This window comes from Thauera mechernichensis (assembly GCF_029588855.1).
GTDB lineage: Bacteria > Pseudomonadota > Gammaproteobacteria > Burkholderiales > Rhodocyclaceae > Thauera > Thauera mechernichensis.
The window spans coordinates 94107-108106 of record NZ_JARQZE010000009.1; the positions used below are offsets into that span (position 1 = coordinate 94107).

At 68.3% G+C, this 14000-nt stretch carries 12 protein-coding genes and 1 pseudogene; 3 read left to right on the top strand and 10 right to left on the bottom strand.

Annotated features, from left to right (window positions below):
• Window positions 1-14 precede the first annotated feature (14 nt).
• Window positions 15-617, top strand: coding sequence for a cysteine hydrolase family protein (locus tag P7F68_RS13285; protein ID WP_277833803.1), 603 nt, complete (start codon window positions 15-17; stop codon window positions 615-617).
• A gap of 12 nt (window positions 618-629) precedes the next feature.
• On the opposite strand, the gene P7F68_RS13290 is transcribed toward P7F68_RS13285, so the two are convergent.
• Together P7F68_RS13290 and P7F68_RS13295 are read right to left on the bottom strand one after the other, a co-directional pair.
• Window positions 630-1940 carry a DEAD/DEAH box helicase gene (locus P7F68_RS13290; RefSeq protein WP_002931806.1) on the bottom strand — a complete coding sequence of 437 codons (1311 nt, stop codon included), beginning with the start codon at window positions 1938-1940 and terminating at the stop codon, window positions 630-632.
• Window positions 1941-2431: 491 nt separating this feature from the next.
• Window positions 2432-2710: pseudogene (locus tag P7F68_RS13295) on the bottom strand (HU family DNA-binding protein); the annotation flags it as partial.
• 228 nt (window positions 2711-2938) lie between these two features.
• On the opposite strand from P7F68_RS13295, the gene P7F68_RS13300 reads away from it, so the two are divergent.
• The gene (locus P7F68_RS13300; protein WP_277833805.1) at window positions 2939-4120 is read left to right on the top strand and encodes a hypothetical protein; all 1182 of its coding nucleotides are present in this window, start codon (window positions 2939-2941) and stop codon (window positions 4118-4120) included.
• 26 nt (window positions 4121-4146) lie between these two features.
• On the opposite strand, the gene P7F68_RS13305 is transcribed toward P7F68_RS13300, so the two are convergent.
• Window positions 4147-4644 carry a flavin reductase family protein gene (locus tag P7F68_RS13305; RefSeq protein ID WP_002931796.1) on the bottom strand — a complete coding sequence of 166 codons (498 nt, stop codon included), beginning with the start codon at window positions 4642-4644 and terminating at the stop codon, window positions 4147-4149.
• A 131-nt stretch (window positions 4645-4775) separates the two neighbouring features.
• On the opposite strand from P7F68_RS13305, the gene mutY reads away from it, so the two are divergent.
• Window positions 4776-5843, top strand: a complete 1068-nt coding sequence (gene mutY, locus P7F68_RS13310; protein WP_002940214.1) for an A/G-specific adenine glycosylase — start codon at window positions 4776-4778, stop codon at window positions 5841-5843.
• Window positions 5844-5876: 33 nt separating this feature from the next.
• Here the strand turns inward: mutY and P7F68_RS13315 are convergent, their stop codons facing one another.
• From P7F68_RS13315 to P7F68_RS13345, 7 genes are all read right to left on the bottom strand, one after another.
• On the bottom strand, window positions 5877-6476 hold the full coding sequence (locus P7F68_RS13315) for an LON peptidase substrate-binding domain-containing protein (RefSeq protein ID WP_002940215.1): 600 nt from the start codon (window positions 6474-6476) through the stop codon (window positions 5877-5879).
• Between the two features lie 47 nt (window positions 6477-6523).
• Window positions 6524-7171, bottom strand: coding sequence for a flavin prenyltransferase UbiX (locus tag P7F68_RS13320; protein ID WP_002931792.1), 648 nt, complete (start codon window positions 7169-7171; stop codon window positions 6524-6526).
• A gap of 373 nt (window positions 7172-7544) precedes the next feature.
• Entirely contained in the window at window positions 7545-8708 is a 1164-nt protein-coding gene (locus P7F68_RS13325) for an ABC transporter substrate-binding protein (RefSeq protein ID WP_277833812.1), read from the bottom strand.
• A gap of 130 nt (window positions 8709-8838) precedes the next feature.
• Window positions 8839-9786: a branched-chain amino acid ABC transporter permease gene (locus P7F68_RS13330; RefSeq protein ID WP_002940221.1), complete on the bottom strand. Its 948-nt coding sequence runs from the start codon at window positions 9784-9786 to the stop codon at window positions 8839-8841.
• A complete protein-coding gene (locus P7F68_RS13335) occupies window positions 9783-10658 on the bottom strand; it encodes a branched-chain amino acid ABC transporter permease (protein WP_277833814.1) in 876 nt (291 codons plus the stop codon). Before P7F68_RS13335 ends, P7F68_RS13330 begins: the two co-directional genes overlap by 4 nt.
• 207 nt (window positions 10659-10865) lie before the next feature.
• Window positions 10866-13034: a hypothetical protein gene (locus P7F68_RS13340; RefSeq protein ID WP_277833816.1), complete on the bottom strand. Its 2169-nt coding sequence runs from the start codon at window positions 13032-13034 to the stop codon at window positions 10866-10868.
• Between the two features lie 150 nt (window positions 13035-13184).
• Window positions 13185-13826 carry an MBL fold metallo-hydrolase gene (locus P7F68_RS13345; RefSeq protein WP_277833818.1) on the bottom strand — a complete coding sequence of 214 codons (642 nt, stop codon included), beginning with the start codon at window positions 13824-13826 and terminating at the stop codon, window positions 13185-13187.
• Between the last annotated feature and the right edge of the window lie 174 nt (window positions 13827-14000).

Sequence of the window (14000 nt, forward strand, 5' to 3'; positions counted from 1 at the left end):
CAAGGAGACTGTCGATGAGTACCGCTTCCACCACCCTGCGCGCGCTTTCGGGGCTGCCGGCAACACCGGCCCGTCTGTCGGAGTCGGCACTGGTCATCGTCGATGCCCAGAACACCTACCGCAACGGCGTGATGCAACTCCAGGGGGTAGAGCCGGCGCTGGACGAGTGCGCGCGGCTGCTGGCGCGTGCGCGTGCGCTGAAGATCCCGGTCGTGCACATCCAGCACGACGCCGGTCCGGGCTCGCCCTACGACCCGAGCGCCGAGTGCGGCGCAATCGCCGATAAGGTCGCGCCGGCTGCCGGCGAGGCGGTGGTGGTCAAGAACTACCCGAACGCCTTCGTCGGCACCGACCTCGATGCGCGCCTGAAAGCCGCTGGCGTCAACAACCTGGTGATCACGGGCTTCATGACGCACATGTGCATCAACTCCACCGCGCGCGGTGCCTTCAACCTCGGCTATGCAGTGACCGTACCCGCCGCAGCCACTGCAACCCGGGCGCTACCCGCAGCCGACGGCAGCGTGGTCGAGGCGGCAAGCCTGCAGTCCGCTGCGCTCGCCGCGCTCGCCGACCTGTTCGCCGTTGTGGTGGCGGACAGTTCGGCGATTCCCGACTGAGCGTCCTTACGCTCAGCCGCGCGAGCGGCGGTCGCCGTGGCTGCGCTCGCTGCGCGAGGGGTGGCCGTCGCGGCTAAAGCCGCCACCGCTGCGGCGTGCGTCACCACCCGGACGGCCGAAGCCACCGCCGCTGCCGAAGCGGCGACCACCGTTGCCAGCCGGACGCGGGCCAGCAGGCTTGCGCGGCGACGGCTCCATGCCGGGAATGGTGTGCACCGCAAGGCGGTCGCCCGTGAAGCGCTCGATGGCACGGATGAGGCCGGTTTCGCGCGGCCCGGAGAGCGTGATCGCCACGCCATCGCGCCCCGCACGGCCGGTGCGGCCGATGCGGTGCACGTAGTCTTCGGCCTGGCGCGGCGGGTCGAAGTTGATGACGTGGCTGATGCCGGCAACGTCGATGCCGCGCGCGGCGACGTCGGTCGCCACCAGCACGCCGATGCGGCCCTGGCGCAGGCGGTCGAGGGTGCGGTTACGCTGGGTCTGGTGCATGTCGCCATGCAACGCAGCGGCGGCAATGCCTTTTTCCTGCAACGACAGCGACAGCTCGTCGGCGCTCCTCTTGGTCGCGGTGAAGACCACGGCCTGGTTGAGGCCCTCTGCACCGAGCAGCGCCTCGAGCAGGCGGTTCTTGTGACCAAGGTCATCGGCGAACATCAGGCGCTGCTCGATCTGACCACGGTCCTGCTGTGCGACCTCGATCTCGATGCGCTGCGGATTGCGCGTCATGCGTTCGGCCATGCTGCCGACCACGCCGTCGAGCGTAGCCGAGAACAGCAGGGTCTGGCGCTTGGAAGACGTCGCGGCGACGATGGCGTCGATGTCCTCGGCGAAGCCCATGTCCAGCATGCGGTCGGCCTCATCGAGAATCAGCACCTCGACGTCCGACAGCTTGACCTTGCGCCGGTTGAGGTGGTCGAGCAGACGGCCGGGGGTGGCGACGACCACGTCGCACTGACGCTGTAGTTGCTTGAGCTGGGCGAACATCGGCGCGCCGCCGACCAGGCAGGCGGTGTTGAGCCAGCGCAGCGCCTTGCCGTAGGTCTGCACGGCCTTCTCCACCTGCAGCGCAAGCTCGCGGGTGGGGGTGAGCACGAGCACGCGCGGACCGCTGCCCGGAGCCGGGCGGCGATCGATGATCTTGTGCAGCGCGGGCAGCGTGAAGGCCGCGGTCTTGCCGCTACCGGTGTGGCTGGACACCAGCAGATCGTGGCCGGCGATAGCTGCGGGAATGGCCTGCATCTGCACCGGCGTAGGGGTGGTGTAGCCGGTCTGCTCGACGGCCTTGAGGAGTTCTGCGGCAAGGCCGAGGGTCTGGAACGTCATCTGATACTTCCTGTTCATTGCGTGCCGGCCTCTTGAAGGCAAGAAGGACGGCGGGTCCGGGCCCATTGAGTGGGCCGCGAGGACATCGCGCCACAGCCTGCCGGGCTATGCCGAGGCAGGATGCGGAGTCGCTGGTATGGCGAACGCGATGGGCGTGGCCGGTCAAACCGAAAATGTCGGAAAGACCGCGCATCGGCACCAACCGGTTGTCACGAGCCAGACGATCGGAAGAACGAATGAAATCGGCGGGAGGTCGGGGGCGATGGGGCTGTGGTTACAGTCCCTCGGGCCATGGAGTGGAGATTACCTGATCCCCTGTCCGTCGCGAATTGCGGCGGTGGCCCTGCTGCTGCATTGCACAACGACGCGGAGTATAACCGCCAATCGCTCGACTGTCTCTAGAAATCTTTGAAACAAAAGAAAAAGGCTGGGGAGGCACTGTCGCGCCTGCCCAGCCTGCGGGGGCTTGCGCCCCGGAATACGGCTGCTGCTTACTTGTTGACCGCGGCCTTGAGGGTGGCGCCGGCAGTGAACTTGGGCACGCTCGACGCGGCGATCTCGATGGTGGCGCCGGTCTGCGGGTTGCGGCCGGTACGGGCGGCACGCTCGGAAACCTCGAAGGAACCGAAACCGGTGAAGGCAACCTTCTCGCCCTTGCCCAGCTGCTCGGCGATGATGTCGAGCACGGCGGACAGTGCACGGTCGGCTTGCGCGCGGGAAACATCCAGACGGTCGGCCAGGGCCTCGACGAATTCACCTTTGTTCATGCTTTTCCTCGATTGGTGTGAGTGTGATGTGGGATATCGCGATCTACGCCGCGGATTCTAGCACCGCCGCGGATTCTGGCGCATCCGGAGCGTGCAGGATGGATGCAGGTTCCTGCGGCCTCATCTCCGCGCCTGAGCCGATCACGCATGCCGCAGTGCACAATACAGCTGCCGTCCCGGGGCCAGTCGCGCTATGCTTGCAACTGAAGTCACAACAGAAAGACACCAAGCATGGAACAGCAGGACGCTGGCGACAGCGACGTCATCCACATCCGCGCGTTGCGCAATGCGAAGGGGCAGATTACCCGGGTTGCGGTGTCGCTGCCCCCGTGCGCGTGGATGGGGGCCACTGTCCTGGGGCTCACGCCCGAGCACGCCGCACAGCGCCTGCTCGACGAAGCCAGCCACAGCCCCCGAGCCCATGCCTGCGCCCTCAGCATGGCCTGTGCGGCCGCCCAAGGCAGGCCCGAGCCCGACGTGGACAGCCGCCTCGCCATCGAGCGCACTCTGGCCGCGGAGGCGGCCGACGCCCACCTGCGCCGGCTGCTGATCGAATGGCCCCCCTTGCTCGATTTCGAGCCGCGCCACAGCCGCTTCGCGGAGTTCCATCGCCGCCTGACGCTCGACCCGCATACCGACGGCCCGGCGGCGTTCGCACTGGGCGGCGAACTGCTCGACCTTGTCGCACGCGAAATGCTGGCCGGCTTCTTCAACCAGATCCGCATGCCGCATGGCATCGGCGAATTCCTCGAGCGCCTGCAGGCCGGCGGCAGCCTGGGCGCGGTGCTCAGCGAGCTGATTGCCCTCGGCCCATCGGGCGCACCAGTTCCCAAGCCCGTGCCCATGCTGGGTACGCTGAGCGCGGCGGCATGGGTGGGGACGGTCGGCGCGTGGCCCGATGCCAGCTTCGTGCGCCAGCCGGAGTACGCCGGCGAGCCTGCGGAGACCGGCCCGCTCGCGCGCCACGCCGCATCCGCGCTGGTGCGCGTCTTGCTGGAACGCGGCCATCGCGTATCGGCCCGCCTGTTCGCCAAGGCGATCGACGTCGGCGACTGCGCGAGCCGCATGCGCTACCCACTCGATGAAGAGGTCGCACCGCTGGCGGATGCCACTCAGGTCGCCCCGGGTGTCGGCATGGCGCGGGTGGACACCGCGCGTGGCGTGCTGCTGTGCTGGGTAAGACTCGAGGAAGATCGGATTGCCGAGTGCGCGATCGTTCCTGCCGGCGCGTGGAACTTCCACCCGGATGGCGCATTCTGCCGCGAGGCGACCTGCCCGAGCGCCGGCAACGAGGATCACGACGCAGCCCTGCTGCGCCTGTCCCTGCTCGCGCTGGCCTTCGACCCCTCGCTACCTCACCGCGTCGAACTCATTGACGAGCGCCGCCCACGCAAGGGCAGCCCGGCGCGCTGAAGCGCGTCCGCGCGCTTCAGCGCGCTTCAGTCCGCGAGGCGACGGTAGGCACCGCCGAAGTACACCAGCGGCTTGCGCTCCTCGCGGTCGAAGCTGAGCACCTCGCTGATGAAGACGAGATGGTCGCCGCCCTCGTAACGCTGAGTGTTGCGGCATTCGAAGCGCGCGCAGCACCCCTTGAGCAAGGGGACGCCGCCAACGCCGGTCTCGAAGTCGAGGCCGGCGAACTTGTCGTCAAGGCGGCTGGCGAAACGCTGCGAGAGTTCGACCTGGTCCTCGGCAAGAACGTTGATCGCGTAGTATTCGCAAGCCTCGAAAAGCCCACGACTTGGCAGGTCGTTCGACAGGCTCCACACGATCAGCGGCGGGTCGAGCGACACCGAATTGAAAGAATTGACGGTCAGTCCGATCGGCTCACCCGCCGGGGTACGCGTCGTCACCACGGTAATGCCGGTGGCGAACATGCCGAGCGCGTTGCGGAAGCGGCGCGGGAAGTCGACGCCGGAAAATTGCTGTTGGGTCATGGGAGAAGGTTGGCACGGTCGGCCCGCGCTCTGCTGCATTGCGAAAGAAGCGCGGATTATCGCTGCGCCGGCCGACAACGTCGACACCGCAACTGCCCCGATGCGAGAAAAACACACGGAAAAACCGCTACATGAGTGAATTTGCCACCCGCCTCACTGCCTGGCAGCGCGAGCACGGCCGCCATGACCTGCCCTGGCAGGGCGGCACCGACCCCTACCGGATCTGGCTGTCCGAGATCATGCTGCAACAGACCCAGGTTGAAACGGTGATCCCCTACTACCAGCGCTTCCTGGTCCGCTTCCCCGACGTCGCGGCGCTGGCCGCCGCCCCGGTCGAGGACGTGATGACGCTGTGGAGCGGGCTCGGCTACTACGCACGGGCGCGCAACCTGCATCGTGCGGCGCAGCGCATCATGAGCGATCACGGCGGGCGCTTCCCCACCACCGCAGCCGAGATCTCCACCCTGCCCGGGGTCGGCCGCTCCACTGCGGCGGCGATCGCGGCTTTCGCCTTCGGCGAACGCGGTGCGATCCTCGACGGCAACGTCAAGCGCGTGCTGAGCCGTATCTTCGGCGTGGACGGCTTCCCCGGGGAGAAGGCGGTCGAAAACCGGCTGTGGACGCTCGCGGAATCACTGCTGCCCGAGCGCGACATCGGCCGCTACATCCAGGCCCAGATGGATCTGGGCGCGACCCTGTGCACGCGCGCACGACCGGCCTGTGTGCGCTGCCCGTTCCAGGACGACTGCGTCGCTTATCGCGATGGTCGCATCGCCGAACTACCGACTCCACGCCCGCGCAAGACCGTACCACGGCGCAGCGCACGCTACGCGGTCGTGGTGCGCGACGCTTGTGTCCTGCTCGAACGCCGTCCGCCGGCGGGGATCTGGGGTGGGTTGCTGGCCTTGCCGGAAATTCCCGAGCACAGCACGGACGTCCTCGCCTGGGCGTACGAGCGCTTTGGCCTGCGCTGCACCCCGGGTGACGGGCTGGCGCCGCTCAGCCACGCCTTCACCCATTTCGTACTCGAGCTCCAGCCCGTGGTGCTGCACGCCGAGCCCGCAGCGCCCCCCACCATGGCCGGCGAGGCCGGCACGATGAGCTGGCAGGCGCTTGGCGAGCTCGATGCTGCAGCATTGCCGACGCCGGTAAGGCGCATCCTCGACGCACTGACGGCGCCGGATCTGTTCGCGAACTGATCGCAGCGCCGCATCAGCGGCACCCGCTCCCGTTCAGGCAAGGTTTGGCAGCAATCCGTGCTCACGCAGGAACTGCTGCAGGATTTCCAGGCGACTGAGCGGGTCGTCGAGTTCGAGCAGCTTCTGCTTGGCCAGCAGCGGGATGGGCAGCAACTCGGTGTAGCGCGCGCCCACCCAGCCTGCATCTTCGAAATGGTGAGGCGGCGGCAGGCGCTCGCCCAGTTCGGCGACGACCGTACGCAGCAAGGGCAGCATGTCGGCCTGGGCATCGGGCACCGGCTGCGCGGGAGGCTCCTCGAGCCAGCGCACACTGGCCACAAGCAGGCCGTCGCGCTCCACCTCGTGATCCTCGATGCGAAAGCGCGCACCACCGCGCGCAAGCAGGTTGAGCACCCCGGCCTGCGCCATGTCCCACTGCTCGATGCGCGCCTCCGTTCCCACCGGATGCGGCACCGCCGCCTCGCCCACCTCCTCACCGGCTGCGATGAGGCAGACGCCAAAGCTGGTGCTTTCACGCATGCAGCGCGTGACCATGTCCATGTAACGCGGCTCGAACACGCGCAAGGGCAGCACGCCGCCGGGCAAGAGTACGGTCTTGAGCGGGAACAGCGGCAGCCGGACGGGCTCGTTCATGTTGCGCCTCCTTGCGGGCCGGCCCTGATGGCAACCCGGGTCGTGATTCAGCCCTGGTCAGCCCCGCCATCATGGTGCTGCAGGCGATCCTCTCCCCAGCGCGCCATCAATGCATGCGGCACGCCGAGCTGATCGAGGATGCGCGCAACGACGAAATCAACCAGGTCCTGAACAGTCTGCGGATGATGGTAGAAGCCGGGGTTGGGGGGCAGGATGCAGACGCCGATGCGGGCGAGCTTGAGCATGTTTTCGAGATGAATCGCCGAGTACGGCGTTTCACGCGGCACCAGCACCAGCTTGCGGCCTTCCTTGATGACGACGTCGGCAGCACGCTCGATCAGGTTCTGGCTGAGCCCCCCCGCGACCGCGGCCAGCGTGGCCATCGTGCACGGGCACACGACCATGGCATCGGGCGGATTGGACCCGGACGCTGGCGGCGCGAACCATTCTTCGCGGCCAAACACCCGCAAGGCGCCGGACTCGGCACCAAACCGGGCGCACAACTCGGCCTCGACCTCGGCCGCGCGCGCCGGCAGGCTCCAACCCATCTCCTGGCGGGCGACGATCTGCGCCACCTGCGAATACAGCAACCACACACGGCAGCCGGCCTGCAGCAGGCACTCGACCAGGCGCAGGCCATAGGGCATGCCGGAAGCGCCGGTAAAGGCGACGGTGATCGTGCGGGGCGTATTCATCGATACTGGCGGGAGTGAGCGGACGCCCCCAAGCGTACCTCATTCGCACGTCAGCGTGGCGCGTGCGAACTTCCGCAGGAGCGGCGCAAGCCGCGAGCTTTTTGGACATCGACCAGGCCACGTCGCCTTCAACCCCTCGCGGCTGACGCCGCTCCTACCGGGGCGATCGGCCCCGACAGGCTGCCGTAGGAGCGGCGCAAGCCGCGAGCTTTTCGGATATCGACCAGGCCACGTCGCCTTCAACCCCTCGCGGCTGACGCCGCTCCTACCGGGGCGATCGGCCCCGACAGGCTGCCGTAGGAGCGGCGCAAGCCGCGAGCTTCCTGGATATCGACCAGGCCACGTCGCCTTCAACCCTCACCGCTGGCACCGCTTACTCCAGGTAATCGCTGATCAGCACCCAGCGCCCGTCGCGGATCTGCGCCAGGCGGCCGTGACGATTGCCGAGATGGTCCTCGGGCGTGAAGCGGTAACTCGGGCTGCCGAAATAGTCGCGGGAAAACTGCATGCGCTCGAGGGTGCGCGCAAAGGCCTCCTGCGTCAGCTCGGGGCCGGTGGCCTCGGCGGTGCGCACGAAGAGGTCGGCCAGGGTGTAGCCCATCACGCTCCATACATTGGGTTCGGCCTTGAAGCGCGCGCGGTAGCGCTCGACCCAGGCGGCGAGCTGGCTGTTGGCGCCTTCGACATAGGGATGGGGCAGCACCGACACGCCATACAGGCCCTCGACCGCCGCACCGCCCAGTTCGTGAGTCTGCGCCGAGTAGCCCGAGGCCGTCACCAGCATGTCCACCTCCCAACCGATCTTGCGCGCTTCGGCCATTGCCGCCACCGTCTCGCGCACCACGGTGGCGAGAACGACGAGATCACAGCGTGCGGCACGCAAGCGTGCAATCTGGCTCGACAGATCGGTGGCGCCGCGCTTGTAGCTGGTGCGCTCGACCAGTTCGCGGTCGAGCCGGGCGAGCGCGGCCTCGACCCCCTTCATCACTTCCAGGCCGTAGTCGTCGTCCTGATAGAGAAGGCAGGTGCGCGCATAGCCGCGCTGCTCGACCATGTGGCGGGTGGCCGCCTCCATGTAGTCGAAGTAGGGCGCGAAGTTCTGGAACTTGAGCGGGTGCAGCGGTTCGTAGGTGGCGCGGTGGGGCGAGAACGGGAACAGGTGCAGGCGGCCGGCATCGACGATGATCGGCATGGTCGCCATCACTACCGGCGTGCCCATGTTGGCGATGAAGGCAAAGGCCTGGTCGCGCTGCACCAGCTTGCGCGCGGCAAGCACGGCGCGTTTGGGATCGTAGCCCGCATCCTCCACGACCAGGCGGATCTGGCGGCCATGGACGCCACCGCCGGCATTGACCTCGTCGAAGCGCATCAGCATGCCGTCGCGCACGGGCACGCCGAGCATCGCGATCGGACCGGAGAGGTCCGAAACAGTGCCGACGACGATCTCCTTGGCATTCACACCGGGCGCTGCCGATACCGGCGCGCTGAGGGCAAGGCAGGACAGTGCGGCGAGCGCGAAGGAACGCAGGGTCTTCAAGATGCGGGTCTCCGGTGGGTGGCCAGGCCGTGCCGCCACGCCAACACTGCGGGCGGCGAACAGGCCATGTTCGACTGCGCCGATTCTCTGGCGATGCAGAACGGGCGTCAATTGCGGCATCTACTCGAGTTTACGGCCTGGCGCCCGCAATGCCGGACGGACGCAGCAGGACCACGGCCACGATCACCGCCCCGAACAGCACCAGCTCCAGGCCGGCGGCCCGCGCCCAGTCTCCGGGCAGGTGGTCGCGCAGCACGGCGATCAGCTGCGGGATGGCGACGATGACCAAGGCCCCCCAGAGTGCCCCGCCAAGACGGCGGGCGCCGCCGATGAAGGCCAGCATCAGGAGTTCGAATGAGAACACCAGGCCGAACTGCTCCGGGCTGATGAAACCGATCCAGTGCGCATAGAGGGCGCCCGCCAGGCCCGACAGTGCCCCGCCAACGACGAAGGCCTGCATCTTGGCCGCGGCCGGCGACACGCCGCAGGCTGCAGCGGCCACCTCGTCGTCGCGTACCGCGCGCCAGGCACGGCCATGGCGCGAATCCACCAGGCGCGCGCACAGCAGCAGCGCAGCGGCCAGCGCCCCCAGGCTCACCAGCGCCTGCGCCAGGGTGGCGTCTGCGCGCCAGCCGAACACCGAGAAGCCCGCAACCGCCATGCCGGCCGCGCCCTGTGTCACCGAATCCCAGCGCGCCAGCACCTCCTCCACGATGAGGGCGAAGGCCAGCGTGCTCATGCCGAAGTACAGTCCGCCGAGCCGGCGCGCGGGCAAGCTGGCGAGCGCACCACCGAGCGCACCGGCGGCAATGGCAAGAGGCATGGCCAGCAGCGGCGCCAGGCCACGCCCGACCAGCACTGCCTGAACATAGGCGCCAAGCGCAACCAAAGCCGCCTGCCCGAGTGCGATCTGCCCCGCCTGACCAACGACGATGACCACGCCCAGCCCGGCGATCGCATAGGTGATGACGAGGGTCGCTTTGCCCAGGGCGTAGTCCGCCCCCATGGCAGGCACTGCCAGGGCGAGGATCAGCGCCCACGGCCACAGATGGCGCCAGGCCGTGCGCAGGCCGCTCACCGGCCGCCCCCGCGGCGCAGCCCTGCCCCCAGGCCATTGGGAAACAGCAGCAGCGCGCTCATCAGCAACGCGTAGGGGACAACATCCTTCGCCCCTTCGGGCAGCAGAAGGCCGGCCACGGCCTCGGCGACGCCAAGGAAGATGCCCGCGAGCAAGGCCCCGGGCAGGCTGGTGAGCCCGCCCAGCACCGCCGCGGGGAACGCCTTCAAGGCAATCAGGCCCATGTTGAGGTGGATGAAGGTGACCGGCGCAAGCAGCAGCCCGGCCACCGCCGCCAGCGCGGCACCCAGCGACCACGCCAGCGTGTGCATGCGTGCGACCGGCACCCCCATGAGAGCGGCGACACGCGCATCCTCGGAGCAGGCGCGCAGCGCAAGGCCGGCACGGGTATAGCGGAAGAAGGCAGCGAGCGCCGCCGCAAGCACCACGGTGGCGGCCACCACCCATACATGGCTTGCAGCGAGCACCAGGGGGCCGATGGCGTAGGTATCGGCGGCGAAAGGCAGGCGGTGTACCTCCTGCGCCGCCGCCGGCAGCGAGGCCACGCTGCCGCGCAGCATCATACCCAGGCCAAAAGTCAGCAGCACCGCCACCAGGTGCGGCTGACCAATCGCACGACGCAACACGGCACGCTCGAGCCCGGCACCGAGCACGCCGACGAACGCCACCGCCAGCGCCGCGGCCAGCCACAGCGGCCATCCGGCCCCCAGATGCAGGCCAAGTGCGGCAAAGGCCCCGACCATGAGCAGATCGCCCTGCATGAAGCTCACCGTTTCGGTGGCCTTGTAGATCAGGACGAAGGACAACGCGACCAGGCCGTATACACAGCCGATCGCGATGCCGCTGGTGAGGACCTGGATGAAGGCGAGCATGATGGGGGCGAAGCATAGCCGATCAACGACTCGCGACGCCCCGTCGCACACAAGCACCCGGACCCCGAAAGGCTCGCGGCGGGGGGCTTTGCTGTAGGAGCGGCGCCAGCCGCGAGCTTTTCGGGGCTTGCGACACGCCCCGTCGCCTTCAAACCCTCGCGGCTGGCGCCGCTCCTGCGGGGTGAGCCTAGAGCTCGACCAGCTGGCTCAGCCCAGGAACTGGTCGTACACACCTTGGCGCCACAGCAAGATGGCGATCGCGATGACCAGCAACAGGAACATCCAGGTTCCCCAGGGGCGCTGTTTCTCGGCGTAGGGGTCGGACAGCGAGCGCGCGGCCCCAGGCGGCAGCGCAGCGACCCCGGTCAGCGCGGCACCGAAGGGGATGTTGATGCGCGCACGCGTGTTGACCGCCCAACCGTTGGCGTCGAGCAGCGGTCCGAGGTTGCGCTGGCGCAGCTTCAGCCAGGCCATCAGCATCGACGGCCCGGAGATCAGCAATACGATGCCGACCACGACCAGAGGCATCTGCCACGCCGGCAGCGACAGAAAGCCCGACACCACGGCGGCCAGCGCGGTCCCCAGCGCACCGAGGGCGAGGCCGATGGCGGCGAAGATACCGGCGAACTTGGCGATGTCGAAGGCCTGGGCCGGTGCAGCCGGGGCGGCCGCTGGCGCCTCGACCTTCGCGCCGGCATCGGCGACGCCGGCTGCAGCGCGCTCCTCGACCGCCTTGTCGCGCGAGGCGGCGAACTTCTGGATCTGTTCACCGATCATGCGTGCAACACGCTTGTAAGGCGACCAGAAGGCCTGGCGCACGCTGATCGGTGCCTCGACCACCTGGACCACGCTGGCGTTCCAGTCGCGCCCCTGGCGGTCGTAGAACACGCCGTTGCGGCCAGGCACCATCATCTCGTCGGCATCGCCGCCGGTCATCGCCGCCACAATGGTCATCGGCGCCTCGCCCTGGCGGGCGCAGTTGCAATACACCAGGTAGGTGCCCGACAGCGGCGCCAGTGCACTGTGCCGCCCCATGTCGGCCACGCGCAGGCACAGGTCGCAGCTGCGCTGGTCGAGGTAAAGCGTGCCGGCCTGGAAGATGGCCTTGGCTTGCGCGCCATAGAAGTCGCTGAGAGTGACGAAGTTGCGCAGCAGCGTGACCAGGTCGCGCTGGTAGCGGACAAGGCGCTCGAGCGCATCGACCTGAGCAGCGGCGGTCTCAGCCCTCAGGTCCTGCTCGATCAGGGCGAGCAGGTCGGCCTGTACGCTGCCGCCGAGCAGCGCACGCAGTTCGTCAACCGGGATCGCCACCACCGGACTCGCCGGCTGCGCCGCCTGCCAATCGCGCCAGGCCGCGAAGCGGGCGGCGAGGTCCTGCCATTCGGCCTGCGACAGCGCATCGCGATCACCCAGAATCGGCGCGACCACCTGCTCACGCAGCGCCGCGATGCGCGCCTCCCAGGCCGGATTCAAGCCCGCGGCGAGCGGCAGCGCACGTCCTGGCTCGACACGGGCAAGCGGCAGGGCCGCCACACCGTCGCTGCCTGCAGCCAGCACCTGCTCGGCAAGGCCCTGGTATACGCTGTCCGCGGGGTTCAGCGCGTCCGCCGCACGCGCGTCGAAAGCGGCCAGGCGGCAGCGCGTGAAGAAGTCCCCCACCTTGTCGGCGACCGCATCGAAAACGGCAGCAGCAGCGGCCGTCCCCGCGCCCAGCGGCAGGATCCGCGCCGGGTCGGCCTCGGCCAGCGCCTGCCAGTCGGACACCGCCTGCGCGGCGGCAAAGAAGGTCTCGACCTTGCCCGCATCAACGCCAGGGGTGCCGCTGCGGTCATCGACTGCGCCGAAGCAGTCGATGATGTGCCCGATTGCTTTCACGACCCCGGCATCGGTGGTGAGTCCGGCCGGCACCACGCCGTCACCATTGAAATGGTCGGGCGCGAACAGCCGGGTGGTGTCGGCGAGGTCCTCGACCGAGATCGACTCGGCATCGGATTTATCGACGTAGGCGAGCACCTTGCGTGCGGTGGCGAGCAGGCGAGCACCCTCGGGGTGCTCGCCATCGATCGCCGCCAGCGGCAAGGCAGCGGGAGCGCGAAACAGAACCTCGGGTTCCTTGAGCACCGCACATACCCAGCGCACCGCGGCAACGATCTCGGGCGCGCGGATGCGCCCGTCGCCATCGGCATCGAGCAATTGCAGCGTGCGGGTGTCGAACTCCAGCCCTGAGGTCGGGCACGCGAGCACCGACCACAGCTTCTGATCGAGCTCGCCGAGGTGGCGCAGGTCGTCCGCGGTCTCGATGCGGACCTGGTCGAAGCCGCCGGACCGGAAGAAACGCCACTGGTAGGGCTTCTTGTTGTCGCCTTGAGTGCTCATCGAATGCTCCCTGAAATGTTCTTGTTTCCAGCCCTTGCGCAGGACTGGACTTCACGCGGGGATATTGCGCCGGAATGCAGGCGAGAACAATCGCGCGCGGGAGCGATCCGCAACGCCGGCGGCATCAGCCCGCCCGTAGCGGGCAGCCGCTCAGCCGTAGGCGCCGACGAAGGGGTTGTTGTCGCGCTCCTCGCCAAAGGTCGAGGTCGGGCCATGGCCGGGGATGAAGGTGATGTCGTCGCCGAGCGGGAAGAGCTTGTCGCGGATCGAACGGATCAGCGTCTGGTGGTCGCCACGCGGGAAGTCGGTGCGCCCGATCGAGCCCGCGAACAAGACATCGCCGACGATCGCCAGGCGCGCGCCCTCATGCACGAACACGACATGGCCCGGCGTGTGCCCCGGGGCATGGATGACCTTGAAGGACTCCTCGCCGACCGTCACCGTGTCGCCGTCCTCGAGCCAGCGCTCGGGCTCGAAGGTCTCGACATCGGGGAAGCCGAACATCTTGCTCTGCTGCGGCATGCCCTCGATCCAGAAGCGGTCCTCGGCCTGCGGGCCTTCGACCGGCACACCAAGCTTGCGCGCCAGCTGCGCGGTGCCGCCAGCATGGTCGATATGACCATGGGTGATGAGGATCTTCTCGACGCTCACGCCGAGCTTGGCGACGGCCGCCAGGATGCGGTCGATGTCGCCCCCCGGATCAACGACCGCGGCCTTTTTCGTCTTCTCGCACCACAGGATGCTGCAGTTCTGCTGGAAGGGGGTGACGGGGACGATGGTGGCCTGGATCATTGGCGGTGGGCTCCTGTTTGCGTGTTCGTCCGCCAGTTTAGCCGATGAAAGGCTCGCGGCTCGCGTCGCTCCTACAGCACCCCGCGCACGCCTCCCGCCCCCCTGTGTGAGCGGCGCCAGCCGCGCGCCTTGTCTGTCATGCCGCGGGGCCCGTGGGCCCCGCGGACACGGCAA

What these genes read in the sequence shown, in the direction of transcription:
- P7F68_RS13285 (WP_277833803.1), top strand. Translation starts at nt 15, where the DNA reads ATGAGTACCGCTTCCACCACCCTGCGCGCGCTTTCGGGGCTGCCGGCA.
- P7F68_RS13290 (WP_002931806.1), bottom strand. Translation starts at nt 1,940, where the DNA reads ATGACGTTCCAGACCCTCGGCCTTGCCGCAGAACTCCTCAAGGCCGTC.
- P7F68_RS13300 (WP_277833805.1), top strand. Translation starts at nt 2,939, where the DNA reads ATGGAACAGCAGGACGCTGGCGACAGCGACGTCATCCACATCCGCGCG.
- P7F68_RS13305 (WP_002931796.1), bottom strand. Translation starts at nt 4,644, where the DNA reads ATGACCCAACAGCAATTTTCCGGCGTCGACTTCCCGCGCCGCTTCCGC.
- mutY (WP_002940214.1), top strand. Translation starts at nt 4,776, where the DNA reads ATGAGTGAATTTGCCACCCGCCTCACTGCCTGGCAGCGCGAGCACGGC.
- P7F68_RS13315 (WP_002940215.1), bottom strand. Translation starts at nt 6,476, where the DNA reads ATGAACGAGCCCGTCCGGCTGCCGCTGTTCCCGCTCAAGACCGTACTC.
- P7F68_RS13320 (WP_002931792.1), bottom strand. Translation starts at nt 7,171, where the DNA reads ATGAATACGCCCCGCACGATCACCGTCGCCTTTACCGGCGCTTCCGGC.
- P7F68_RS13335 (WP_277833814.1), bottom strand. Translation starts at nt 10,658, where the DNA reads ATGCTCGCCTTCATCCAGGTCCTCACCAGCGGCATCGCGATCGGCTGT.
- P7F68_RS13340 (WP_277833816.1), bottom strand. Translation starts at nt 13,034, where the DNA reads ATGAGCACTCAAGGCGACAACAAGAAGCCCTACCAGTGGCGTTTCTTC.
- P7F68_RS13345 (WP_277833818.1), bottom strand. Translation starts at nt 13,826, where the DNA reads ATGATCCAGGCCACCATCGTCCCCGTCACCCCCTTCCAGCAGAACTGC.